Annotated in this window: 23 protein-coding genes and 1 tRNA gene; 12 read left to right on the top strand and 12 right to left on the bottom strand. The window is 57.7% G+C overall.

The features are described from left to right. Positions 1-20 precede the first annotated feature (20 nt). Positions 21-386 (top strand): PilZ domain-containing protein, encoded by a 366-nt coding sequence (locus ACID345_RS02670; RefSeq protein ID WP_011521329.1) that lies wholly within the window; start codon positions 21-23, stop codon positions 384-386. A gap of 99 nt (positions 387-485) precedes the next feature. Beyond that, a complete protein-coding gene (locus ACID345_RS02665) occupies positions 486-830 on the top strand; it encodes a PilZ domain-containing protein (protein ID WP_011521328.1) in 345 nt (114 codons plus the stop codon). A 3-nt stretch (positions 831-833) separates the two neighbouring features. Here the strand turns inward: ACID345_RS02665 and ACID345_RS25055 are convergent, their stop codons facing one another. Further along, the gene (locus ACID345_RS25055) at positions 834-3,089 is read right to left on the bottom strand and encodes a hybrid sensor histidine kinase/response regulator (protein ID WP_011521327.1); all 2,256 of its coding nucleotides are present in this window, start codon (positions 3,087-3,089) and stop codon (positions 834-836) included. Between the two features lie 136 nt (positions 3,090-3,225). Between ACID345_RS25055 and ACID345_RS02655 the strand changes: the two genes are divergently transcribed. From ACID345_RS02655 to ACID345_RS02630, 6 genes are all read left to right on the top strand, one after another. After that, the gene (locus ACID345_RS02655; RefSeq protein ID WP_011521326.1) at positions 3,226-4,722 is read left to right on the top strand and encodes a hypothetical protein; all 1,497 of its coding nucleotides are present in this window, start codon (positions 3,226-3,228) and stop codon (positions 4,720-4,722) included. Next, on the top strand, positions 4,722-5,414 hold the full coding sequence (locus ACID345_RS02650) for a hypothetical protein (RefSeq protein ID WP_011521325.1): 693 nt from the start codon (positions 4,722-4,724) through the stop codon (positions 5,412-5,414). Before ACID345_RS02655 ends, ACID345_RS02650 begins: the two co-directional genes overlap by 1 nt. Positions 5,415-5,551: 137 nt before the next feature. Then, positions 5,552-5,983 (top strand): recombinase family protein, encoded by a 432-nt coding sequence (locus ACID345_RS02645; protein WP_011521324.1) that lies wholly within the window; start codon positions 5,552-5,554, stop codon positions 5,981-5,983. A 20-nt stretch (positions 5,984-6,003) separates the two neighbouring features. Beyond that, a complete protein-coding gene (locus tag ACID345_RS02640) occupies positions 6,004-6,558 on the top strand; it encodes a DUF1697 domain-containing protein (RefSeq protein WP_011521323.1) in 555 nt (184 codons plus the stop codon). Positions 6,559-6,659: 101 nt separating this feature from the next. Further along, positions 6,660-10,103, top strand: coding sequence for a VPS10 domain-containing protein (locus ACID345_RS02635; RefSeq protein ID WP_011521322.1), 3,444 nt, complete (start codon positions 6,660-6,662; stop codon positions 10,101-10,103). Between the two features lie 136 nt (positions 10,104-10,239). Continuing rightward, positions 10,240-12,555 (top strand): GH92 family glycosyl hydrolase, encoded by a 2,316-nt coding sequence (locus ACID345_RS02630; protein ID WP_011521321.1) that lies wholly within the window; start codon positions 10,240-10,242, stop codon positions 12,553-12,555. On the opposite strand, the gene ACID345_RS02625 is transcribed toward ACID345_RS02630, so the two are convergent. From ACID345_RS02625 to ACID345_RS02595, 8 genes are all read right to left on the bottom strand, one after another. After that, the gene (locus tag ACID345_RS02625) at positions 12,548-13,240 is read right to left on the bottom strand and encodes a hypothetical protein (protein WP_011521320.1); all 693 of its coding nucleotides are present in this window, start codon (positions 13,238-13,240) and stop codon (positions 12,548-12,550) included. The two genes, ACID345_RS02630 and ACID345_RS02625, sit on opposite strands and share 8 nt — an antisense overlap. 100 nt (positions 13,241-13,340) lie before the next feature. Then, on the bottom strand, positions 13,341-13,922 hold the full coding sequence (gene kdpC / locus ACID345_RS02620) for a potassium-transporting ATPase subunit KdpC (RefSeq protein ID WP_011521319.1): 582 nt from the start codon (positions 13,920-13,922) through the stop codon (positions 13,341-13,343). 7 nt (positions 13,923-13,929) lie between these two features. Then, complete coding sequence (kdpB, locus tag ACID345_RS02615; protein ID WP_011521318.1) at positions 13,930-15,963, bottom strand: potassium-transporting ATPase subunit KdpB; 2,034 nt, start codon at positions 15,961-15,963, stop codon at positions 13,930-13,932. 2 nt (positions 15,964-15,965) lie between these two features. After that, positions 15,966-17,741, bottom strand: a complete 1,776-nt coding sequence (gene kdpA, locus ACID345_RS02610) for a potassium-transporting ATPase subunit KdpA (RefSeq protein ID WP_011521317.1) — start codon at positions 17,739-17,741, stop codon at positions 15,966-15,968. Beyond that, a complete protein-coding gene (gene kdpF, locus ACID345_RS26175; RefSeq protein ID WP_083763651.1) occupies positions 17,741-17,830 on the bottom strand; it encodes a K(+)-transporting ATPase subunit F in 90 nt (29 codons plus the stop codon). Before kdpF ends, kdpA begins: the two co-directional genes overlap by 1 nt. A gap of 110 nt (positions 17,831-17,940) precedes the next feature. Beyond that, a complete protein-coding gene (locus ACID345_RS26800) occupies positions 17,941-18,096 on the bottom strand; it encodes a hypothetical protein (RefSeq protein WP_187148928.1) in 156 nt (51 codons plus the stop codon). Positions 18,097-18,379: 283 nt separating this feature from the next. Beyond that, positions 18,380-19,078: a response regulator transcription factor gene (locus ACID345_RS02600; RefSeq protein WP_011521316.1), complete on the bottom strand. Its 699-nt coding sequence runs from the start codon at positions 19,076-19,078 to the stop codon at positions 18,380-18,382. Continuing rightward, positions 19,078-20,199 (bottom strand): universal stress protein, encoded by a 1,122-nt coding sequence (locus ACID345_RS02595; RefSeq protein ID WP_011521315.1) that lies wholly within the window; start codon positions 20,197-20,199, stop codon positions 19,078-19,080. The genes ACID345_RS02600 and ACID345_RS02595 overlap by 1 nt, the downstream gene beginning before the upstream one ends. A 47-nt stretch (positions 20,200-20,246) precedes the next feature. On the opposite strand from ACID345_RS02595, the gene ACID345_RS02590 reads away from it, so the two are divergent. Then, positions 20,247-21,683 carry a sensor histidine kinase gene (locus ACID345_RS02590; RefSeq protein ID WP_011521314.1) on the top strand — a complete coding sequence of 479 codons (1,437 nt, stop codon included), beginning with the start codon at positions 20,247-20,249 and terminating at the stop codon, positions 21,681-21,683. 89 nt (positions 21,684-21,772) lie between these two features. On the opposite strand, the gene ACID345_RS02585 is transcribed toward ACID345_RS02590, so the two are convergent. Continuing rightward, a tRNA-Pro gene (locus ACID345_RS02585) sits at positions 21,773-21,849 on the bottom strand. Positions 21,850-22,150: 301 nt separating this feature from the next. Here ACID345_RS02585 and ACID345_RS26540 point away from each other — a divergent pair. After that, a complete protein-coding gene (locus ACID345_RS26540) occupies positions 22,151-22,411 on the top strand; it encodes a hypothetical protein (RefSeq protein WP_148209994.1) in 261 nt (86 codons plus the stop codon). A gap of 10 nt (positions 22,412-22,421) precedes the next feature. Here ACID345_RS26540 and ACID345_RS02575 read toward each other — a convergent pair whose 3' ends face one another. Then, positions 22,422-23,210, bottom strand: a complete 789-nt coding sequence (locus ACID345_RS02575; RefSeq protein ID WP_011521312.1) for a dolichyl-phosphate beta-glucosyltransferase — start codon at positions 23,208-23,210, stop codon at positions 22,422-22,424. A gap of 102 nt (positions 23,211-23,312) precedes the next feature. Then, positions 23,313-24,296, bottom strand: coding sequence for an HD-GYP domain-containing protein (locus tag ACID345_RS02570; protein WP_228370726.1), 984 nt, complete (start codon positions 24,294-24,296; stop codon positions 23,313-23,315). Positions 24,297-24,425: 129 nt separating this feature from the next. Here ACID345_RS02570 and ACID345_RS02565 point away from each other — a divergent pair, with 129 nt between their 5' ends. After that, positions 24,426-25,052 carry a hypothetical protein gene (locus ACID345_RS02565; protein ID WP_148209993.1) on the top strand — a complete coding sequence of 209 codons (627 nt, stop codon included), beginning with the start codon at positions 24,426-24,428 and terminating at the stop codon, positions 25,050-25,052. A 9-nt stretch (positions 25,053-25,061) separates the two neighbouring features. Next, the gene (locus ACID345_RS02560) at positions 25,062-25,646 is read left to right on the top strand and encodes an FmdE family protein (protein ID WP_011521310.1); all 585 of its coding nucleotides are present in this window, start codon (positions 25,062-25,064) and stop codon (positions 25,644-25,646) included. Positions 25,647-25,791: the final 145 nt, after the last annotated feature.

Raw genomic sequence — 25,791 nt, 5'->3', positions numbered from 1 at the left:
AGAAAGGACACGGGCAGTACATGGACAATACTCGTCAGCATCCGCGTTACACCTGCCATGGTGGCGTTGAGATCCACGTCCCGGAGACGACTAAGCGGCTGTGGGGACATCTTGGCGACATATCGCGCACCGGATGTTATTTACATGGCGCAGAACCGTGGGACGTCGGCACCGAGGTCGAGATCCAGATCGACTCCGGTTCAGCCAACATCTTCGGGCGCGGGATCGTGGCTACCTGCCATCCCGGAGTAGGCCTGGGGATCAATTTCACCGAGATCTATCCGGAGTATCACGATGAGTTCGAAGCGCTGTTGAAGAACCTGGAACGACGGGCCAGCGGCGACACGAAGGTACATACACTGCCGTTTCCGATCTCGACGGAGTAGGTACTCCCGGCACGGCAGAATGCGATGTAGACTTCCTTCGCATAAGGCCCCGAAGCCCTTACCAGCAGAATCCCAGCTGCGGAGAAAGGCCTGATTTAGATGGAATCAACAAGGAAGTACGCACGCTATCCCGTAGACGGCAGCGCCGACCTGATTGACCACACGAACGGACGCTGTTGGGGTCACCTCGGCGATATATCGCTCGGGGGCTTTTACGTCTCGACGTTTGCCCCATGGCCGATCAACACCGACGTTCGCTTTAAGCTCGAAATTGATGATCACCCGATCTATGGCACCGGCATTGTTGCCACTTCGCATCCCGGAGTTGGCATGGCTGTCGTATATCGCGAGATGGAATCGGATGACCGGCATGAACTCGAGCACGTGATTGGCACACTCGATCACACGGGGACGGAAGCGGCATGCGTCGGGCTTCGCGTATAGCAATTAAGAGATCTTGACTTCGGTTCGAGCCTTGTTCGGCTCGAGGATGTCACCAACTTTTTGCGCGAGCGCTGTCGGCGTAAATGGCTTTGGCATCAAAGAGGCTTCCAACTCCGCGCCTAGCTCCGCGAGCGAGCGATCCGTGTATCCCGACATGAAGAGAACTTTAACGCCGGGATAGTCGCGCTTGAGCACGTCGAACAATTCACGACCGCCCATTTCCGGCATAATGACATCGGTGACGATCAGGTCTACGGGCCGATTTTGCGCTGCGATTACGGCGAGCGCTTCGCGGCCATTCGCGGCTGCAAGAACGGTATAGCCGCGCTCTTGTAAACCGGCAATCGCCAACCGGCGAACCGGTTCCTCATCTTCGACAACCAGGATCACGCCCGACGCGCGTTGTTTCGGAGCGGCCACGACGACGTCGGCAACGGTCTTGGGTTTGGTTTCGACTGCTGGCAGACAGACGCGGAAAGTTGTGCCTTTGCCGAGTTCGCTCTGCACTTCCAAAAATCCGCCACTCTGCTGCACGATGCCGTATACCGTGGCCAGTCCGAGGCCAGTTCCCTTACCCGGAGCCTTGGTCGTAAAGAATGGTTCGAAGATGTGCTTGATCGTGTCCTGAGTCATGCCCGTGCCCGTATCGCTAATGGCAAGGACAACGTAACGCTCAGCTGCTTTTTCGCCAGAGGGAACGGTAAGGGCGTCGCCAGACTGGACGCTTGTGGTCATCCCCAGTGTTCCGCCGCCGGGCATGGCATCGCGAGCATTTGCCGTCAGGTTCATAATGACCTGCTCGATCTGCCCGGGATCGGCCATCACGGTTGGCATTCCAGCGCCCTGCACGATCACCAATTGCACATCTTCACCGACGAGCACGCGCAGCATTTTATTGATATTGCTGAGAATGGCATTGAGGTCCAGGGGCTGGGCCTGCAACACCTGTTTGCGGCTGAAGGCGAGAAGTTGACGGGTCAATCCCGTAGCCCGTTCGCCCGCCTTGCGGATTTCCTGAATGAAAGAAGTCAATTGCGGATCGCCGCTCGACTTGTCGAGCGCGAGTTCGCCATAACCGCTAATGATGGTGATGAGGTTATTGAAGTCGTGCGCGACGCCGCCGGCGAGACGCCCAAGGGCTTCCATACGAGCGGAACGCAGGAGTTGCTCCTGGGATGTCTGGAGCGCTGTCCGCATACGCGCGAAGGCATCCGTGAGTTGCGCGGCTTCGTCATTTCCCCGCGCTTCCAGCGGGTAGTCGTACATTCCGTCTTGCAGCGCCTGAACGCCGGTAAGAAGCTCGCGGAGCGGCATGGTGAATCGGTTGGAAATGACATAGGCCAGTCCCAAACCAGCGAGCACCGCGATCAGACCGATGGAGATGACGATCCAATTCAGCACGGTGAGGAATGCCGTCGCGCGGTCATAAGACTTGAGCAGCACGAGAATCGGACTCGACGCTTCCTGACCGAGGATGACTTCCGTCAGCAAGAATCGCTCATCGCCGACTCGGATGTCGTGAACTCCAGCCGCCTGAACCTTTCGAACTTCGCTGGTATCCGCACCCGTGGGCAGAGTGCTCAGGATAATTGAATCCTTGTAGCGGACGACCACGTCGGCATCGGTAAGGCTAGCGATTTCCCGAACGAGGTTCGGATCGATTTCAAATCCACAGGCGAGCATGCCGACGTCGAGCGTCTCAGCGCCTGCTCCGGCGGAGACAGGAGTCAGAACAACATCGTAAAGATGTCCGTTGACCAACCACCAATCGCGTTGCCGACCGGCTTGCATGCTTGCCTGGATCGATTTCTCGATCTGCGCGCGGTCTGATGCCTGGGTTCCGTGGGAGGCGAGAATTTTTCCCCCCGGATCAGTCGCAACAAAAAGCTGTGCACCAGAAACGGCGGCAATACTCTTCGTGCCGTCTTGGATCGTTGCGGCGTCGCGAGTGGTAAGGAGCGCCTTGAGCAAGGGTGTATCGGCGACGAGCTTGGCCATGCGGTCAACGAGCTCGGCACGGCGTCCCTCGTAACTTCGAAGGTACTCGGAGGAGTTCTTCAGGTCGCGCTGGACTTGTTCCTGGATATGTTGCGTCACTCGGGCGCGGACGATTACCAACGCACCAATGGTGAGACCGCTGGTGACGAGCACCATGGCGAGCATGAATTTGGCGCGCAACGATGCGCCAGAGAACTTGCGTATCTCCTCGCGAGACGCTGATTGTGCCTGTGATTCCTCAACAGGAGAGCTGGAAGGCATTCGTACTCCGACTGCATGGCAGAGTAGCTGACCTCCCGTGGCGGCACAAGATACAGGAAGTAACCACCCATTGCTGGTTGAATGCGTCCGCGCATAATGCTAAAAAGGCGGGACTCCCAGCACTCCGGAGAGAAATATGCGTCGAATGGCGGTTACCATCTCTGCACTACTCTTTTGTGTCAGCACGTCGCTGGCGCAACAAAACGCCACAACGGACCCCGACCTCCAGGAGTTGAAACAACAGTTGCGAGATGTGGTCTCCTCGCTTCAGGAGACGCGTAGCGAGCTTAAGGAGTCGCAGCGGCAGATCCAGGCTCTGCAAACAGAGGTAGCCTCTCTGCGCGCGACGAACGCGCCGCCGAGCAATACTCCCTCGGCCTCGCCCGAGACCACTCCGACCTCAACCGAACTCGCGGACCGTGTGACCACTCTGCAAGAGCAGCAGGCGCTGCTGTCGACGAGAGTTGACCAGCAATACCAGACGAAGGTTGAGAGCGGATCGAAATATCGCGTACGTCTTTCTGGGATGGTGCTGTTCAATGCCTCGGGAACTCGCGGCGAAGTGGACGATCAGGATGTTCCGATGCTCGCCGAAGGGCACACACCTGGACACTCCGGCGGAAATATTTCAGCCACCATGCGCCAGACGTTCATTAACCTCGACCTCTTCGGTCCTGACCTGGCGGGTGCACGCACGTCTGCCTCAATGCAATTCGACTTCATGGGTGGATTCCCGAATACGCTTGATGGCGTTGCGATGGGCATCGTGCGCATGAAGGTCGCGAAGGCCCAACTCGACTGGCAGAACTGGTCGTTGAGCGTCGGCCAAGACAAACCGTTTATCTCACCGTATTCGCCGACCTCTCTCGCAACTATCGGAACGCCTAGCTTTGGGTATTCCGGAAATCTCTGGACCTGGACACCACAAATCGTCGCCGAGCGCCGATGGAAACCGTCGGAGAGCCTATCAACCAAGCTGCAATTTGGCATGCTTGATCCCCTTAGTGGCGAACTGCCCGGGGATTCCTTTGGCCGGTATCCGGAATCTGGGGAACGGTCGCGCGTTCCGGCGTTTGCGGCGCGCCAGAGTTTCGATTTCGGAAGCGGTACAGAAAAATCATCGATCGGGTTTGGCGGCTATTATGCGCGTCATGACTTCGACTTCAACCGAACGGTTGACGGTTGGGCGGCAACGCTCGATTGGAAGGTCGCACTGGGGCGTTATTTCGAAGATAGCGGCGCCTTCTACCGTGGGCGCGCGGTGGGCGGTCTTTGGGGCGGCATCGGGACGACGGCGGTGATGGACGGTTACCTAAGCGATCCGCTGACCCACGTCTATCCGGTCAACAGCATTGGGGGATGGTCGCAGCTTAAGTACAAGCCTGCTCCCAAGTGGGAAATTAACGCGGCCTTCGGCGAAGACAGTCCATTTGCGGCTGACCTTCGGCTGGACAACGCACCATACTCGTACCGCCCGTATTTGCGGAACTGGACTACTATGTTCAATGTGATCCAGCGGCCTCGATCGAACCTTATGTTCTCGCTCGAGTACCGCCACCTGAATAGCGTCGAATTCAGCGGCCAACGAGATACGGCCGAGCACGTCAATCTAGGTGTAGGAGTGATCTTCTAATGGGGTTTCGAAGCTGGCGGAGCCTGCTGGTCGTGTGCATTTTCGCAACCTGCGGCTTCGCACAGACGGTGCACGTGACCGGACGCGTCGAGATCACCGGCAAGAAAGGACCAGCCAAGGACGCTTCCAACGTGGTGGTGTGGTTCGTGCCGCGCGGAACGCCGGCCCCTCCTCCCGCCCCGAAACAATATCGGCTCACGCAGCAGAACAAGCGCTTCAGCCCGCATCTATTGATCGTTCCGGTGGGCGCGGCGGTCGAATTCCCAAACAAAGATCCGTTCTTCCACAACGTCTTCTCGGTATATGAAGGCACACCCTTCGATCTTGGACTGTACGAGAGCGGATCGTCGAAGATGGTGCACTTCAACCGGCCCGGGGCTTCGTACATCTTCTGCAACATTCATCCTGAAATGAGCGCCATCGTGCTCGCTCTCAAGACCCCGTACTACGACACCAGCAATGCGAAGGGTGAATACAGCCTCGACTTACCAGCGGGCGAGTACGAGCTCGGTGTGTGGTACGAGCGGACGCGCCCCGAGGATCTCAAGACCCTTTCGCGCCGTGTGACGATTTCAGCCGATGCACCAGAGGTTTCTCGGATCACCCTGACGGAATCGCCCAGCCTCGCCGAAGGTCATAAGAATAAGTACGGCCAAAGCTACGAAGGCGAGAGCCCCTACTCCGTCCACTAATGCCCATTTCCGCACATCGTCGTTTCGGCCTCGGACAGGCGGCGGCGTCCCGGAACCCCTAACTTGTTGAGCGACAAACGCGATCGCTTGGCAGCTTACGTGCGGCTTGCCTGTTGCACATCACTGCCGGGGGAGTTATGTCCAAGCGCACGGAACGCGAACGTCAGGCAATTCAGGGCCCGGTGGATACCACCCAGATTCAAAAACGCGCCGACAGCGGCTGGCGAATGGTCGCCGTCGAATGGGAGCGCGAAGTCGACGCCGAAGCACCGGTGCGCGAGGAGCCACCTTTTGGCATGCGTCTAGAGCCGGAAACTGCTTCGCTCGAATTGAATCCCAACGAGTGGCAAGCGCTCATCCTGATGATGGACATGACAGTCCAAGAGGGGCCGTACTGGACTATCGCCGAAGAGCTGAACCGCCGCGGCTATCGCACGCGAAACGGCGATCCCTGGACGCCGATTTCTGTCTTCCAGATGCTGCCGCGCCTGATCGAGCTTGGGCCACGCATCTTCGCCACCGATGAGTGGAAGAAGCGTCGCCAGCAACTCCATCACGCTGGAGACTAGGCGCGCTATACTCCCGTGCCATGCCTGTTTACATTTGCCTGCTGCGCGGCGTAAACGTCACCGGCTATAACAAGATCAAGATGGAAGAGTTGCGCGCACTGTGCACCAAGCTCAAGTTTGAAGGTGCACAGACGTTCATCCAGAGCGGAAACGTCATCTTCCGCTGCCCTGAGACGAATGAGGCCGCGCTCGCGAAAAAGATCGGCGACGCGATCGAGAAGAAGTTCGGCTTTCGACCTGAGATCATGTTGCGGACAGCCGATGAATTGCGCGCGGTTGTCGCTGCCAATCCGTTCAAAAAGCGAAAAGATGTTCCGCCCGACAGAATGCTGGTGCACTTCCTGTTGTCTGAGCCCTTGGAGGAAGTCCGAACAAAGCTGAACGGCACGGAGAAGATCGAAGAGGTCCACTTCAAAGGGCGCGAAATCTACATTTACTTTCCCGATGGAATCGGGCGCTCAGACCTACGCTCGGTTCTCGATCGAACCTTGAAGAAGACTGCCACAGCCCGCAACTTCAACAGCGTGATGAAGATATTGGAAATCGCCGAGACCTTGGAGAGCGGGACGAATTGAATCTTCTCGGTCGGGAGCAGCTTGCAATTTCTTCTACTCTCGTGAATTGTAGAGAACGCTGCAATCAAGCGCTTCGCACGACTACTCAAGCAGGAGACTCGGTGGCACTCTTTTCGCGCTCACTCACCACACTTTCACTCGTATCACTCCTATTCACGACAACATTCATTTCGGCCCAGGATTCCCAGCCGACTCCCTCTCCGACTTCCGCCCAGACCACGAAAGAAAAAGGTAAGAAGAAGGGCGATAGCGACGTCGCTGCAACCACACCCCCAGCTTCGAAACCTGACCAGAAGAAGCAGTCCGACAAAAAAGCTGCGGAAAAGAACAAAACGGAGGAACCGAAGAAGCCCGCGGATCCTTTCTCGGAGGGCACATTCGCCGGATTGAAGCTGCGCAACATCGGACCGGCAATTTTCTCGGGACGCGTGATTGCTTTTGCCGTGGATCCGAACGACAAGAGCACGTATTACGTGGCCTCTGCTTCCGGCGGAGTTTGGAAGACAACGAATGCCGGCACAACCTACGATCCGATCTTCGATGACCAGGGCTCGTTCTCGATTGGAGCGATCGCGCTCGATCCGAAAGATCCGAACGTCGTCTGGGTCGGTACGGGCGAACTGAATTCGCAGCGCAGTGTGAGCTATGGTGACGGTCTTTATAAGAGTGAAGATGGCGGCAAGAGTTGGAAGAAAGTTGGACTGGAGAAATCGGAGCACATTGCCCGGATCGTGATCGATCCCCGCGACTCCAACGTTGTGTATGTCGCGGCGCAAGGCCCGTTGTGGGGACCGGGCGGCGATCGTGGGCTTTACAAAACCACCGACGGCGGTAAGACGTGGAAAAACGTGCTCATCATCAGCGAGAACACGGGCGTGACCGATGTCGCACAAGATCCATCGAATCCCGATGTGCTTTACGCCGCGGCGTACCAGCGCCAACGTCGCGTGTGGACGCTGATTGATGGCGGTCCTGAATCGGCGCTCTACAAATCCACCGACGCGGGTGCGACTTGGAACAAGTTGAAGAACGGGCTGCCGAGCGTGGATATGGGGCGCATTGGCATTGCGATTTCGCCAGTGGACAACAACGTTGTCTACGCCACGGTTGAAGCGGCCGAAGGCAAAGGCGGCATCTTCCGCTCACGCGATCGTGGCGCTTCATGGGAGAAGCGCAATCCGTACGACAACACTGCGATGTACTACGCGCAAATCGTCGCCGACCCCAAGAACGTCGACCGCATTTATGAGATGGGCTTCGCGATCATGGTCAGTGACGACGGCGGGAAGACATTGAAGCCGCTGCCAACCAAGTCCAAGCACGTAGACAATCACGCGATCTGGATTGATCCCGATAACACGCGGCATTATCTCGTCGGGTGCGATGGTGGCGTGTATGAATCGTGGGACCGCGCCGAGACCTGGAACTACAAGGCCAATCTCCCGCTCGCACAGATGTACGACGTAGCCGTCGATAACTCCGAGCCGTTCTACTACGTGTACGGCGGCACGCAGGACAACCAGAGCATGGGAGGCCCGGCGCGCACGCGCAGCGCGTCCGGGATCATCAACACCGACTGGTTCATGACAGCCGGCGGCGATGGCTTCCGTTCGCAGGTAGATCCCGCCGATCCAAACACGGTGTACGCAGAGTCACAGAATGGCGGACTGATTCGCTTCGATCGCGCAACCGGCAACTTCGTCGGCGTTCAACCGCAAGATCCGAAAGACGGACCGCCCAACCGCTGGAACTGGGATTCTCCGATCTACGTTTCGTTCCATCAGCACACACGTTTGTACTTCGCGGCTAACCGGATCTATCGCTCCGATGATCGCGGCGATACCTGGCGATTCATCAGCCCTGATCTGAGCCGACAAATTGATCGCAACACGCTGCCAGTGATGGGCAAGGTTTGGGGCCCGGACGCGGTGGCAAAGAATGCGTCAACTGAGTTCTACGGGAACATCGTCGCGTTCGCTGAATCGCCTAAAGACGAAAACTTGCTCTATGCAGGCAGCGATGACGGACTCATTCACGTCACCCATGATGGCGGCGGCTCATGGACGAAATTCGATCACTTCATCGGCGTGCCAGACAACAGCTACGTCAGCCGGTTGATCGCGTCGCGATTCGATGTAAACACCGTTTACGCGGCGTTCGATAATCACAAGAATTCCGATTTCAAGCCGTATTTGTTGAAGTCTACGGATGCTGGAAAGACGTGGGCATCTCTCGTCGCAAATTTGCCGGAGCGCGGACAGGTGATGGCGATCGCCGAAGACTCCATTGACCGCAACCTGCTGTTCGTCGGAACTGAGTTTGGCGTCTTCTTCTCCTCGAACGGCGGCGCGAAGTGGATCAAGCTCACTGGCGACATGCCGACGACATCGATTCACGACGCGGTCATCCAGCAGCGAGAAGGCGATCTCGCGCTGGCGAGCTTCGGGCGCGGCTTCTACGTCCTTGACGACATCTCGCCGCTGCGCGGGATGTCGGCGGAGAAAGTCGGCAAGCCCGCTCTGCTCTTCCCGCCACGACGCACGATGCTGTACCTGCCGAGTTTCCTTTTGGGAGGTGATGGCAAGGCGACACAAGGTGAGTCGTTCTACACCGCGCCGAATCCGCCGTATGGCGTGACGTTCACTTACTACCTCAAAGAGAAATCCAAGAGCTTGAAGGAGCAGCGGCAGGCAGCTGAGAAAGACGCGGAGAAAAACAAGCAGTCCTTTAAGTATCCGAGCAACGACGAATTGCGCACTGAAGCCGAAGAATCCGCGCCGCAAGTGTTCCTTACCGTGTACGACGCGGCCGGAAACGCAGTCCGTCGTATCGAGGGCGAAAATGCGCCCGGGATGCACCGCGTCGCGTGGGACTTCCACTATTCCGAGCCAACGCTTCCGCAGCCGCGTGGGGAAGAGGACGAAGGCTTCAACATTCCGAACAGCGCAGTCGTGATGCCCGGGACGTATACGGTCCGATTGGCTCAGCGCATCCGCGGCGTGACGACTGAACTCGGCGAGCCGCAGACGTTTGAAGTTTTCGCTGATGGCGTAAACAAAATGCCGGACGTCGACCGGAAGGCACTCACCGACTTCCAACAAAAGTTGGGCAAACTCTACGGGGCGGTCCAGGGTGCAGCGAAGTCTGCCGATGAGCTAAAGGCGCATCTCAGGGAGGTACACGAAGCGCTGAAACTAGCGCCTGGTGCGGACCGGAGTTTGACTGAGTCAGCCGATCGGCTCACGCAGCAGACGAACGATCTACTGCGAACGCTGCGCGGCGACAATGTTTTGCGGGCGCGAAACGAGAACACGTTGGCTTCCATCAGCGATCGCGTGGAGAGTGTGATGGGGGACACGCGATTCGCAATCGTGAAACCAACCCAAACCGACCTGGATGCCTACGAGGTTACAGCCGACGAGTTCACAACCACGCTCGCGAAACTGCACCAACTGGTCGAGGTTGATTTCGCGAACCTGCAGAAACAGATGAACGCGGCAGGGGCACCCTGGACGCCCGGCGCGGTTCCAAACTGGACAAAATAGTTCCGTGCATCGTTCGAGGCCCGAGTCCTACACTCGGGCCTTTCTTGCTGCCACTCCTATTCACAACCGTCATGAATCCGTAAGATGGTAGCCGCCAATTGCCGGACGCTCGTCCAGCACCGATCCCGGAGGCCCCTTGTTCGATCGAAGAACCTTCCTGCGCGGACTCTCACTGCTTCCCTTTCTTCGCACGCCTGATTTGCCGCTGATGGCACAAAGCAGCGCTCCCAAATCTTCTGATGATGACCTCACCCGCTTCGTAAACATTTTCATTGGCACCGGCGGCCACGGGCATACATATCCCGGCGCGACAGTTCCCTTTGGCATGGTGCAGCTCAGCCCAGACACCTATAACGACGGCTGGGACTGGTGTTCCGGATATCACCATTCCGACGCCTCGATCATGGGCTTCAGCCATACACACCTGAGTGGAACAGGCGCTGCCGACATGCTCGACTTCCTGCTCATGCCTGGCACCGGCTCCGCGAAGCTGGTGCCTGGCTCGCGCGAAAATCCCGGCGAAGGCTATCGCTCACGCTTCAGCCACGCGGATGAAACCGCGACACCCGGCTACTACTCCGTGCTTCTGCGCGACTACAACATCCGCGCTGAACTCACCGCCACGGAACGCGTGGGCATGCACAAGTACACCTTCCCAGCGAGCGACTCGAGTCACTTCATCCTCGATCTCGCGCACGTGATCGGTATCGATCCGAAGGTCATCGAGTGGGCGGAGTTGAAAGTTACAGGGCCCGATACGATCGTCGGCGGGCGCTCGATCAACGGATGGGCCACAGGCCGCGAGCTGTACTTCGCGATGAAATTTTCGAAACCATTCGCTTCAGTGGAACTGTTTTCCGACGACAAAAAAGTGGATGGTCGCGAAACGCGAGGGAATATCCTCAAACTGCTCGTGCACTATCAAACTGCGGCCGGGAAGCCGATCTTCGTCAAGACGGCGCTAAGCGGGGTCAGTACAGAAGGCGCCCTTAAAAATCTCGAGAGCGAGATTCCGAGCTGGGATTTCGACGGCGTTCGCCGCACGGCGCATGAATCGTGGAGGAAGTCGCTCGCGCGGATCCGCATTGAGACCAAGGATGCGCGGCAACGCGAGATCTTTTATACAAGCCTCTACCACACCATGGTCGCGCCCACGCTTTTCGATGACGTGGATGGGCAATACCGCGGCATGGATGGCAAGGTCCATCAACTCTCAAAGGGCGCGCACAACTACAGTACGTTTTCGTTGTGGGACACATTTCGCGCGGCGCATCCGCTCTATACGCTGGCGCTCGCCGACCGGGTGCCTGATTTCGTGAATTGTCTGATTAGGATGTGCGAAGAGAGTCCCGCCGGGCCGCCGGTGTGGCCGCTGCAAGCGAAGGAAACCGGAACCATGACCGGCTATCACTCGGCATCGGTGATTGCGGAAGCGTATGTCAAAGGGTTCAGCGGCATCGATTTCGCGAAATGTTATCCCGCAATGCGTCGCCGCGCGATGGACGATGATTATCGCGGCATGCCCTACTATCGGAAGCTCGGCTACATCCCATGCGACAAGGAAGAAGAGTCGTGTAGCAAGCAGGTCGAGTACTCGTATAACGACTGGGCGGTGGCACAAATTGCACGCGCGGCCGGCGCGTCTGCCGATGAAAAGCTACTGTTACAACGCATGCACAATTATCGGCACCTCTTCGACAAGAGCGTCGGCTTCATTCGACCGAAGCTGGAAAACGGCGAGTGGTCTGAGCCGTTCACGTCGAACGAGATGGGCCACTCCAAACAATGGCGCGATTACACCGAGTCCGATCCATGGCAGACAACGTTCACCGTGCAACACGACGTCGGCGGCTACATGGAGCTGTTCGGCGGACGCAAAGCATTCGTCGCTAAACTCGACAAACTCTTTACGGAGAACTCGCAGCTTCCTCCCGACGCGCCACCCGACATCGCCGGTATGGTCGGCCAGTACGCGCATGGCAACGAGCCTTGCCATCACATGGCATACCTGTATTGCTACGCGTCGGCGCCTCAGAAAACGCAGGCGCTCGTCCGGCGGCTACTCGAAATGGAATATGACAATCAGCCCAACGGACTCGCCGGCAATGAGGATTGCGGGCAAATGTCCGCCTGGTACGTCATGAGCGCGCTCGGCTTCTACGCTGTGGATCCCGTAAGTGGCAACTACGTATTCGGCTCACCGTTGTTTGACCGCGCTGAGATTCAGTTGCGCGACAAAACAATTCTGCGGATCGAGGTGAAGCGCACATCGCCAGCCGATGTGTACATTCAGTCCATCACCCTGAACGGTGAGCCATATGACAAGATCTGGTTCCGCCATGCCGATATTGCGCATGGTGGAACGATCGTCTTCACGATGGGCGGCGCGCCGAGTCCGCAGTTCGGAAAAACGGATAGCACGCTACCGCCTGGACTCCCTCCGGCTAATTGAAATTCCAGCCGAGTTCAGTAAGGAACTGGTGATTGCCCTGGGAAACGCCGGAGTTGCCGATCTGATACGAGGCGTACCACGTGAGCTTCGAAGTGACTTTCACCACCGCGCCGGGCGTGACGTAGCCCAACGACTGGGCCCCCGTATACCAATCCACCGCGGCCGTAAGACGTTTGTTAATCGGCTGCTCGAACGCAAATTGCCCACCGGCCCGCTGACCGGACGAGACGACGTCCGCGGTGAAGTGGTAGCCGCCGAAGGTGGCGCGCGTGCCGCTGTGCCAGGTCTTCACAAACTCTGCATACACGTAATTGCCGGCATCGTACGTCTTGTTGTAGGCCGGGAAGAAGAGATTGTCGCCGACCATAAACGACCAGCCATTCTTGCCGCCGTCATAGGCCTTCCACTTGATGGTGGGCGAGAGGATGAGTTGCGGAAAGTCAGAATTGTTCAGACCGTTGAAGTTGACGCCGACTTCGATGCGATGCCCCATACCGGCCACCACGCGCGGGGTGAAGCTGGCGATGCCAGTGGAATGCATATAACCAAAATCCAACTCGCCATAGACTTTGCTGCGATCAAGGATGTCGCCGCTGGGAACATTGAAGACGGTCTCTTGGGCGTGAACACAGAAGGTCAGGATTGCGACACACACAAACAATTGCAAGATTCGATAAACGCGCATCGATGCCTATCCCTTTCGATCAGATCGAGGGTTGAGATAACCAGTATTTAATTGGTGCGAACCAGTACTTCGGGACAGAATTCCGGCAGACGCTGCTGTCTTACCTTGGCGTGGGCATCGGCTGAGTACCGTCGAGATCGAGATTAAGTTCGAGAACATTGACGCGCGGCTCGCCAAGGAAACCGACTTGGCGCCCTTCCGTGTGCCTGGCGACGAGTTGCCGCAGCTGGGTTTCACTCATCCCGCGCTCCCGCGCGACACGAGCAACTTGAAATTCGGCATTCGCAGGCGTGACGTGCGGATCGAGTCCTGACGCGGATGTCGTGATCATGTCCACCGGAATCGGCTTGCCGTTCGCTTCAGGCTGCAGTGCGGAGACATCCTGTTTCACGCGATCTACGAGTTTCTGATTCGTTGGGCCGAGGTTCGTGCCGCCGGAGTTCGAAGCATCGTAGCCATTACCTGCGGCAGACGGACGCGAGTGAAAATAGGCGGGGCCCGTGAATGGCTGCCCGATGATGCGCGAGCCGATCGCGTGGCCGTTCGCGCTGATGATCTGGCCGTTGGCTTTGTCCTTGAAGAAAACCTGCGCCAAGCCGGTGATAAGTAACGGATAAACGAGGCCGAGTAACACGGTGGTCACGACGGTCATGAGTACGGAGGTGATGAGGTTCTTTTTCATGGTGCACCTATGCCAAACGCGCTGCAGTAATGAGCATGTCGATGAGCTTGATTCCGATGAACGGAACAATTACGCCGCCCACACCGTAGATCACCAGGTTTCTGCGTAGCATGGCCGCAGCGCCCATGGGGCGGTACTTGATGCCACGCAGTGCTAGCGGGATGAGCGCGATGATGATGATCGCGTTGAAAATCACGGCCGAAAGAATTGCCGATTCCGGCGTCTTGAGACGCATGACGTTCAGGGCCTGAAGCACTGGGAAGGTTGCGGCAAACATCGCGGGAATAATGGCAAAGTATTTTGCGACGTCATTCGCGATGGAGAACGTCGTCAGGGCGCCGCGGGTCATCAACAATTGCTTGCCGATCTCGACGACTTCGATCAGCTTTGTCGGGTTCGAATCGAGGTCCACCATGTTGCCGGCTTCTTTCGCAGCTTGCGTGCCAGTGTTCATGGCAACGCCAACATCAGCTTGCGCAAGCGCGGGCGCATCGTTGGTGCCGTCGCCGGTCATCGCCACGAGTTTGCCGTCAGCCTGTTCTTTGCGGATGAGGTCCATTTTGTCTTTCGGCGTGGCCTGCGCCAGGAAGTCATCCACACCAGCTTCCCGCGCAATTGCAGCGGCGGTAAGCGGATTGTCGCCGGTGATCATCACGGTGCGAATGCCCATGGCACGGAGTTGATCGAAGCGCTCGCGCATGCCGCCCTTAACGATGTCCTTCAGCTCGATTACGCCAAGTGCGCCACGGCTTCGCTCCGCAACAACCAGTGGCGTGCCGCCGGTACGCGCAACCTGCTCGACCGTGGCCTTTACCTCATCAGGAATGGGCTTGGAGTTGTCGACGAGATAACGCTCGATGGCGTCCACCGAACCCTTGCGGATCTCGAAACCATTGAGATTCACGCCCGACATGCGGGTTTGTGCCGTGAACGGAACGAAGTGTGCTTCGTGATTGCCGAGCTCGCGACCGCGAAGATTGTACTTCTCTTTCGCGAGCACCACGATGGAACGCCCCTCGGGAGTTTCGTCGGCGAGCGAGGAGAGCTGCGCCGCATCGGCAAGTTCGGCTTCGGTCACACCGGGCGCCGGCATGAACTTCGACGCCTGGCGATTTCCCAGCGTGATCGTGCCGGTCTTGTCGAGTAGCAGAGTGTTCACGTCACCCGCGGCTTCCACCGCGCGCCCCGACATTGCAAGCACATTGTGCTGCACCAGGCGATCCATGCCGGCGATGCCGATTGCGGAGAGCAATCCGCCGATCGTTGTCGGGATAAGGCAAACGAGCAACGAGACAAGGACGAAGATCGTCTGCTGCGCTCCGGAGTAGATCGCGAACGGCTGCAACGTGACGACCGCGAGCAAGAAGATGATCGTCAATCCTGCAAGCAGGATGTTAAGCGCGATCTCGTTCGGCGTCTTCTGACGCTCTGCGCCTTCCACCAGCGCGATCATGCGATCGAGGAAAGTCTCACCGGGGTTCGACGTAATCTTCACCTTGATCTGATCGGAGAGGACACGTGTGCCGCCAGTAACCGCCGAGCGATCGCCACCAGATTCGCGAATGACCGGCGCGGATTCACCCGTGATCGCTGACTCGTCAACCGAGGCGACACCCTCGATGATCTCTCCATCGCCAGGGATCATCTGGCCGGCGACGACAAGGACGATGTCGTTGGCTCGCAGCTTCGAGCTTGCGATCTCTTCGGTGTTGCCGTTCGGCAGCAAGCGATGCGCGATGGTTTCGCTCCGGGCTTTGCGGAGCGTATCGGCCTGCGCTTTCCCGCGCCCTTCCGCCATCGCTTCCGCAAAGTTCGCAAAGAGCACGGTGAACCACAACCACAATGTGATTTGCAGATTGAACTTGAACGCCGTGTGCGGATGAACGACGAGCAGCGCCGTAGTGATCACGCTGCCAACTTCCACGACGAACATCACGGGATTGCCCGTCATCTTCTTCGGGTTGAGCTTGATCAGTGCCTCAAGCGAGGCGCGACGTACGATCTTCGGGTCCCAGAGCGATTTGCGTTGGGTTGGGGACATGACTAGAACGCCTTTCCGGCATGCATCTGGAGGTGCTCCAGGATGGGCCCAAGACTGAGTGCTGGGAAGAACGTCAGCGCGCCGATGATGATGATGGTGCCGATCAGCAACACCGAGAACAAAGGCGTTGTGACCGGGAAAGTTCCAGCAGATGCCGGTACGTATTTCTTCTTCGCCAGATTGCCGGCAATCGCCAGCATCGGAATGATCATCAGGAAACGCCCACCAAGCATCGCGATGCCGATAGCGACGTCGTACCAGGGCGTGTTTACCGTGAGGCCACCAAATGCGGACCCGTTATTGCCCGTACCGGATACAAACGCATAGAGAATCTCCGACAAGCCATGTGGACCGGGGTTAAGAATGCTGCCCGTGCCAAATGTTTTGACGCTGGAAATTGCAGAGAAAACCAGGATGATGAGCGGGAAGATGAGTGCAACCAGCATTGCCATCTTCACGTCGTAGGCTTCGATCTTTTTCCCGAGATATTCCGGAGTGCGTCCGACCATCAAGCCCGCAATGAACACCGCGAGCACGATATAAATCAGCATGCCGTACATTCCCGCTCCCACGCCGCCGAAGATCACTTCGCTCAGCATGATGTTTACGAGCGGCACCATGCCACCAAGTGGCGTGAACGAATCGTGCCATCCATTGATGGCGCCGCAGCTTGCATCGGTGGTGATGGTGGCAAAGAGCGCGGTGTTCGCGATGCCGAAGCGAACTTCCTTGCCCTCCATGTTGCCGCCGGCTTGCATCGCGCTCGTGTGCTGATCAACCCCGGCGAGCAGAGGATTGCCGCTGGCTTCCGCCCAGTAAACAACACTCACTCCAACGAGGAAGAGTGCAGCCATCGCGCCCCACACGGCCCAACCGTGGCGCTGTGAACCTGTCATACGGCCCAGCGTGTAGGTGAGTCCCGCGGAGATCGCGAAGATCGAGAACATCTCGATCAGGTTCGAAAGCGGCGTCGGGTTTTCATACGGATGCGAGCTGTTGGCATTGAAGAAACCACCACCGTTGGTGCCCCACTCCTTGATGATTTCCTGCGAAGCAACCGGCCCCTGGGCGATGGTCTGCGTGGTGATCGTTTGCGTGCTCGACTTTCCGTCGGCACCGGTGGTTGTGACCTGCTGCGGCTCCACAAGTTTCACCGTGTCGTACGGTTTGAGGTTCTGCACCACGCCCTGCGAAACCAGCGCCAGTGCACCCATGATGCAGAAGGGCAACAGTACCCACAGCACCGCACGCGTCATATCAACCCAGAAATTGCCAATCGTTTCCGACTGCCGACGCGCGATGCCGCGAATGAACGCAATCGCAATCGCGATGCCCACAGCGGCAGACATGAAGTTGTGGTACGCCAGACCCGCCATCTGCGTGAAGTAACTCATCACCGCTTCGCCGCTATACGCTTGCCAGTTGGTATTCGTGGTGAAAGACGCCGCAGTATTGAACGCCAGGTGTGCGGGATCGACGGCGCCGAATTTCTGCGGGTTGAATGGCAGATGAAGTTGCACGCGCTGCATGATGTAGAGCATGAGCATCGAGACCGCGCTGAACAGCAGCATAGCGATGGCGTACTCGGTCCATTTCATCTCTTGCGATTCGTCCACCGCGGTACAGCGATAGATCAGCCGTTCAATGGGTCGCAATACCGGATCGAGAAACGTACGCTCTCGGTTGAAGACCCGCGCCATGAAGACACCGAGTGGCTTCGTGACCGCGAGGATCAATCCGAGAAACAACAGGATTTGGAACCAACCGTTGGCCGACATCAGAATTTCTCCGGACGAAGCAAGGCGTAAACCAGGTAAACGCCGAGTAGCGCACAAACAGCGAGAATGACGAGCGTTTCAAGATTCATGGTCAGCTATCTCACCCGTTCGCAAAACTGCACGTATGCAACGGCCGCAATGAAGAACAGAAGAGTGATGGCGATGTAAATCAGGTCTTGCATGTGAGTCTCCCGTACCCTCAGCAGCCGCACTCGCGGCCTTCGGTGCCGCCAGAACTCCAGTCGCACAAGAGTTCGCCGCTGGTTGACTTTTGGTCGTCCGATAATTCCAGGAACGTCAAGCGCGCTGCGGCGTTTTCCGCAAAAGCCTCAACTGCTGTGTCTCCGATACTCATAGTTCTCCTTGACCCCTTACGCAGCACGCTTCTGTGCGGAATCATGCCGCTTCTCCGAGATGATCCGGTGCATGCGGGCACGAATGAACCACACGTGGGTGGATCTCGAACTCTTCGGCTCCTGACAGAGCGCGAAGAAAAAGCGTGCGATAAATACCAACCCGCAAACGGAAACGACGACAAGCACCGGCACGAAGAACCTCCGCATGACTGCGCAAGTTCTATTCGAATCCTTCAGGCATAAAGGTGCCCTAAGGCGCACGTAAGGAGTTCGTAAAGACGGCTAGGCGGCGATGGGTTCGCCTTCGGGAATAAAGCGGTAGCCGATCCAGCGCTCGGTGAGGATGTAGCGCTTATTGCTGTTTTCGCCTTCGATTTTTTTGCGGAGCTGTCCGACGAAAACGCGGAGGTATTCGGATTGTTCAGCGTGGTCCGCTCCCCATACCGACGAAAGCAGCGTCCGGTGCGGCACAACCTTGCCGGGATGCCGCGCGAGGTAGAGCAGCAGATCAAATTCTTTGGGAGTGAGTCGGACTTCGGTACCCCTGACTTTGACCAGGTGCGCGGCGGTATCGATCACAAAATCTCCGAGCTCCAGGATCGTCGCTATCTCCGCAACCGGTGCCCGCCGCAGGTTCGCACGAATGCGCGCCAGCAGTTCGTTGATGTTGAACGGTTTGGTGATGTAATCATCCGCCCCAAGATCCAACGCTTTGACCTTCGTTCGCTCGTCTTCCTTCACCGAGAGCACGATGATCGGCACCTGCGAACGCGCACGTAGTTCCTTGCAAAGCGCAAGGCCATCCATGTTGGGCATGGAGATGTCGGTAATGACGAGGTCCGGCACCCAGTCCTTCATGATCTCGAAGGCGGTTTCGCCATCGTTGGCAACGCGTATCTCGTAGCCCTTCGCCGAAAGCGTGGTGCGCAGTACCCGCGTGATTTGCTGTTCGTCGTCAACTACGAGAATGCGCGCGATCATCAGCGGGCCTCCTGGGTGACGATATGCACATCGACCGACGGTGCATCACGCAGAAACTTATGGATCGCCGACAAATAGAGATATTTTTGGTAGCCCGTACGCGCCGACCGACCGAAGATGATCTGTGTAATGTGGTTTTCTTTTACGACCTTGGCTACCTCTTCCGCAACGCTCTTCCCTTTCGTCCGCAGAACCTTAGCATCGAGGTTCTCAGCGAAACGAATGTTCTCGGCAAGCGACTTTTGGTCCTTGGGATCGGTGTCGCGACCAACGTCCACGTAAATTACATAAAATTCGCCGCCGATCGCGTGCGCCATGCGAGAGGCCCGGGCGACCAAATACTGCGCAGCAGGATTCGAACTGACACAGACCGCAATGCGCTCGCGAACTGCGGGCGCCTGCTCGACGTTCTCTTTCGCGAGATACGCATCAAGACTGCGGTCCACTACCTGCGTAACCTGCCGAAGCGCGAGTTCTCGAAGTGCGATAAGGTTTCCCGGACGGAAAAAATGCGATAACGCGCGCTCGGCTCGGTCGGTGGGATACACATCACCGCGTTTCATGCGTTTTTCCAGCGCCTGCGGCGTTACGTCGGCTAGAACGATCTCGTCAACGCGCTGCATCAGCCAGTCGGGGACGGTTTCGCGCACCTGGATCCCTGTGAATTGCAACACACTTGGTCCGAGGCTCTCAATGTGTTGCACGTTCATCGTCGTCAGCACGTCGATGTTGGCGTCCACCAGCTCCAGCACGTCTTCGTAGCGCTTGCGGTGCTTACTGCCGTCGATGTTGGTGTGGGCGAGTTCGTCCACGAGCACAACCTGTGGCTTGCGCGCGAGGATCGCGTCAACATCCATCTCCTGAAAGACGGTGCCTTTGTATTCAAGCTGCTTCTTCGGAATGATGTCGAGCTTCGAGGACAGCTCGGCAGTGGCGCGGCGCCCATGCGTTTCAATCACGCCAATCACCACGTCTTCGCCTCGGCTCATGCGTCGAATCGCTTCGCTGAGCATCGAGTAGGTCTTGCCGACGCCCGGCGCATAGCCAAGGAACAACTTCAGCAGGCCCACCTTTTTTTCCGGTGAGACCTCGTCCAGCCACTGATCGGGAGTCTTCTGCATCGTTGCGTATTCTATATACCGTTTTTCGTCTGGCGTAAAATGCAGCCGTGAGATCGAGCGCAAGACAGCTCGGACGGTACGTTGTCGTCGTACTCGTCCTCGTCGCAGTCGTTTTCATATATCGCCACGTTCCGGCTAATCCCACCACCGTCGCCCTCACGTTTCTCATCTTGGTTTTGCTTACCGCGGCGTTCTGGGGATTTAGGGTCGCGATGGCTCTCTCGGTGCTCGCAACCGCGGCAATCAATTTCTTCTTCCTGCCGCCAGTCGGCACCTTCACTATCGCCGATCCACAGAACTGGATCGCGCTTCTCGCCTTCCTTGTTACCGCAGTCGTCGCTAGCAATCTCGCGGAACGCGCACGCAATGAAGCTGAGAAAGCTACAGAGCAACGCCAAAACGTCGAGCATCTCTACGACCTGAGCCAGAAATTGTTGACGGTTGAAACCGTTCCGGAACTGATGAATGCGATACCGGTGTTCGTTCTCGAATCGTTTGGCGGCTCAGGGGTCGCGCTTATTTCAAACGTAAAGCCAACTATTTACCGCTCGACTGCCGACGTCTCGATTGACGCGGAAACCCTGAGAAACACTCTTGCCCGCGGCGAAAGCACCCAACAAAACGGCGTGAATTACTTCCCGGTGCGGCTTGGCGTGCGCTCGGTTGGCGCGCTGGCAATTAAGGGATTGGAGATTCCGCGGCAAACCGCGGACGCAATTGGCAGTCTGGTCGGCACCGCCATCGAACGCACTCGCGCCGTGGACGAACTGGCAACCAGCCGTGCCGCACGCGAGAGCGAACAACTGCGCTCTGCGCTACTCGACTCAGTAACACATGAGTTCCGCACGCCACTTACCAGCATCAAGGCGAGTGTAACGACGCTGCTCGAGGGTTCTCTCGCGGACGCCGCTGCGCGCGCGGAATTGCTGACGATCATCAACGAAGAAACAGACCGGCTGAACCGATTGGTTGGCGAAGCTGCGGAAATGGCGCGTCTCGATTCGCGAGTGATCACCCTGCAACGACGGCAATTTGCGTTGAGCGAAGTTGTCGAGACCGTCCTTGATGAGCAAATCTCTACACTACGCAAACATCCGGTCACCGTTGAATTGCCGAAAGGCTTGCCTCCGGTGTATGCCGACTTCGATCGCATCCGGCAGGTCCTTACTCACTTGGTCGAGAACGCCGCGAAATATTCGGAGAACGACACACCCATTCGCATCAGCGCGGAATTAAAGGGCGACTTCATAGTGACCAGCGTGGCCGATCGGGGACCGGGGATCGACAGCTTCGAGCAGACGCTCATCTTCGACAAGTTCTATCGCGGAGAAAAACAGCGTTACGCCGCCGCCGGCACGGGTATGGGTCTGGCAATCAGTAAAGTGCTGATCGAAGCCCACGGCGGCACATTGACTGTGGTGAGCCAGATCGGCCAGGGGTCCGTCTTCTCGTTCACCCTACCCATTTCGGGCGAGCGATCGTAGCGCTACGCGCCTGCGTGAATAGACCTGCAGACACGAGTCGGTAACCGTAAAAACTTACGGCCGAAGAGAGCTAAGTTGTTGGAATTAAATGGTCGGGGAGAGAGGATTTGAACCTCCGACCCCCTGGTCCCGAACCAGGTGCTCTACCAGGCTGAGCCACTCCCCGACAACCCGAAGCCGCAGGCGGGAATAATTCGGCTTCGAAGACATTGTGATTATAACAAACCTTCACCGATCCGCCGCCGCGCTGGCCCTTGCTCGTTCCGGAGTTGACCAACGCTCGCGACACGATGCTCCGGTGCTGTGGCGATATATGGCGCGCAGAAATCCAGAGTAGCTGCCGGATTTCTCCCTACAATTTTCTCAGCAGGAACGAACTCGGGACGGAGTTCCCGCATCTGAAATCGAAGCTAGCGCAAGACCGCAGTTTCTTCTCCCCGAATTTCTGCTCGTATCCGGAGCTTTCCATGATGTCCAAGTGCGCTAATCCGAATTGCTCTTCGGTCTTCCGCTACCTTCGCGATGGCAAATTGTTCCAGGTACCCGCCGGCGCTTCTTTGCGCGCGGCTGCAACTGTCGCGAGTGACGCGCCCAAACCACCGACACGCGACGAATTTTTCTGGCTCTGCGGAACCTGCAGCAAGGAACTAACCATCGTGGTCGATCCCGTCGTCGGCGTGCAGACGGTGCGACGCACCGAAACGCGCGTGATGCGCGCTGCCGGCTAGTTCTCTCAACTTACTTTGCGATTTTTACGACCGGCGTGGCGTCCGTCACCACCGGCTTCGGCAGGTGCGGATTCGTGTAGCGTCCTACGATCGAATTCCACCGGATACTCAGCATCTCGCCGAACATCTTGATGCCGTCGACCAGAGGGTTGATCTTCGACCGGTCGTCATGTGCCCATTCCACCGGCACTTCTTCAATCTTCAGCTTGAACTTGCGTGCCAGGAAAAGCAGTTCGACGTCGAAGCCCCAGCGTTCCACGTGCTGACGTGTGAAGATCGTCTCCAGCGCCTTGCGGTTGAATGCCTTGAATCCGCACTGCGTGTCTTTGAAGTTCAATCCGAGCACAATCCGCATGATGACGTTGTACATGCGCCCGGCGATCTGGCGCATGATGGACTGCCGCTCGGTCTGCATCTTCGCTACCAGCCACCGCGAGCCAAAGGCAACATCCACGCCCTTCTGGATCTCGCTGAATAGCTTCGGTGCCTCGGTTATCGGCGCCGAGAGGTCGGCGTCGGTGAAGAGCACGACATCGCCCACTGCCTGCAGCATGCCATTGCGCACGCTGTACCCTTTGCCGCGATTGCCAGGGTTTTCAATCAGCCGAATAAACCGGTGCTGCGCCGCGAACCGCTTCACGACCTCCGCTGTGTTATCGCGAGAGCCGTCGTTGACGACCAGGACCTCGGCCGTCCAGCTCTGCTCAGCAAGAAAGGCAACAATCTTCGTCAGCGATTCCTGGATGCGATCGCTTTCGTTATAGGCGGGGATGACAATGCTGTAGGACACGTATTCCATGGGCGTCTAGGGCTGGGAACGGCTCAATTTGTATGCAGCTTGTTAGACGCCAAGCCATTCTAAATCAGTTGTAAGCAGCCCAATTCTTCTTTTCGAAATGCTTCAAGCGGCCTTTCGCCGCTCAGTCAGCATGGCGAACATGGCGCGCACAAGTTCGCGGTCCCACCTGCCACGCTCCGCCTCGCGCAACATCGTCTCGCGAGCCTGTTCATGCGACTGGGCCGCTTTGTAAGGACGCGCCGTTCGCAATGCATCGTAAACATCCACAACCTGCAGCGTGCGCGCCAGCAGCGGAATCTCAAGCCCCACCAACTGGTCTGGATACCCGCTCCCATCCCAATGTTCATGATGGTGGCGAATGATCGGCAGTACTTTTCGCAGCGAACGCAGCGGCTGACAAATGCGCTCCCCGATGATCGGGTGCTGCCGCATGATCGACCACTCATCTGCAGTCAGATCGGATCCCTTCTTCAGGATCTCGTCCGGAATCGCGATCTTGCCGAGATCGTGCAGGTATCCGCCGCGCTTCAGCGCAAGGATTGCATCGGCGCCCATCCGCAGGAACGCACCGAGTTCGCTCGCGTATTGTGAAAGCCGCTCACAGTGCCCTTCCGTATAAGGATCACGCGCCTCCACGCTCAACCCGAGGGTGCACAACACTGCCTCCGCGTTGTCGAGTTCGTCGGTAAACTCCTTCAGCCGCAATAGCGACTTCACCCGCGCAAACAGTTCTTCCGGAAAAATCGGCTTGTTCAGAAATTCATCGGCGCCGGATTCTATGCCCCTGATCCGGTTCTCGCGATCGGTAAGCCCGGTAATCATCACTATAGGGATCAGGCGCGTCTCCGGATTGTCCTTCAGCTCACGGCAAAGGTCGTAGCCGTTCTTGCCCGGCATCTGCACATCCAGCAAGATCAGGTCCGGCGGACGCCCCGCAATTTCCCGCTCCGCCTCGGCTGCGCTATAGGCAAGCTGCACCAGGTAGCCATGCGCAGCCAGCAGCTCCTGCATGAGCATGGCAAGCTCAGGCGAGTCGTCAACCACCAGGATGTGCTGGGAACGTTTCGCGGGAAATTCGTGGGTCACGTCTTTACGAAGGGTTCTGCTCTGGATTGGTTGTATCGCGCCGGGAGCGGGTTTCGGTTGAAGTGCGGGCGCTTGCGGGCTTAGCCTCGTAGTATGCGCAGATGTATCGCACTCCTCCAGTTCGCGGTTATGTTCACCGGACTCGCATCGGCGGCGGGCAAGCCGAAGGTCATCACCTTCGGCAAACCCATGACGGTCAAGCTCTTCCTCGGCCCCACCGAAGACAAAACCATGGACATGAAAGTCCGCGGTCTCTACGTGGACGGCGCCCTCAAGGAGTTCACCACCGGCGAAACCCACGACATCACCGACCGCCTCTTCGTTGCCCGCAAGGCCTACCGGCTGAATGACAATCTTCCCGAAGACACAAAGTCTCCGCACTGGAAGTGGCAGCGCGGCGCGTGGCTGCTGGTGGACCGCACCAACGCGCACATCACCACCATCAAGCTGCCGGAGTTCGACCCGTTTTATTCGTCGGTGAGCTGGTACCGCGACTACGCCGCCTATTGCGGCATCTCGGATAACGGGGAAACTCTGTATGCAGTCGTCGCGCAGATCGGCCGCAAGAAAGCAGTGCTTCGAAAAGAGCTCGGGCCGGCCAGCCAGGCCGATTCTCCGGACGCAGATTGCGACGCGCCGCAGTGGGAGCGCAGCCCGTCGAAGGTCACCTTCTTTCCCAAGAAATATCCCAAGGCGAGCTATACGGTTTTTGGTCACGCCACCGATATCGCGACAGACAGCAACGACGACGAGTAAGATGCCGGAATGAAGACGCTCGACGAGCTACTTGAAGAAGCGAAGCTGGCCCACGGACACCTCTGCGCCGGGCAGGTGCTTGGGGTGCGCATGGCGCTGTGCGGAATGCAGAAGCTTGGCATCGAAGATCCGCGCGGACGCGATCGCAAGCGGCTTGTGACCTATGTTGAGATCGATCGCTGCGCGACCGATGCGATCGGCGTGGTCACTGGATGTCGGCTTGGGAAGCGGGCTTTGAAGTTTCGCGACTGGGGCAAGATGGCAGCGACCTTCGTGGATCTTGAGGCGGGGCGCGCGGTTCGCGTGGCGGCGCGTGAGTCGTCGAAGGAATTGGCGCGGCAGCTGCATCCTGAACTCGACAATAAAAATGCGCAGCAAATGCTCGCGTATCGCGAGCTCAGCGATGAGGATCTCTTCACGATGCAATGGGTCTCCGTCGAAGTGGGGCCGCAGGAGATGCCGGGATTCAAGGGCGAGCGCATTGCTTGCGATCAGTGCGGCGAAGGGATTAACTACCATCGCGAAGTGATTCGCGATGGGCGCACGTTGTGTCGTGGGTGCGCGGGAGAGAATTACTACACTCCCGTGGAGTAGCCGCGTACCAGGTTACAGGCAAGAAACCAGGAAAACTTACGGTAAAACCCGAAGTTAGAAATTGGTAAACAACTTTTTCTAAGTGCTTATTTAGCGGGTATTTGCAGCGGACGGGTCTGGACGCGGTCGGAAAATTGACGGTTTT

The organism is Candidatus Koribacter versatilis Ellin345 (genome assembly GCF_000014005.1).
Lineage (GTDB): Bacteria > Acidobacteriota > Terriglobia > Terriglobales > Acidobacteriaceae > Korobacter > Korobacter versatilis_A.
The sequence above is the reverse complement of the archived record's forward strand: the minus strand, read 5'-3'. Positions and strand labels throughout refer to the sequence as shown.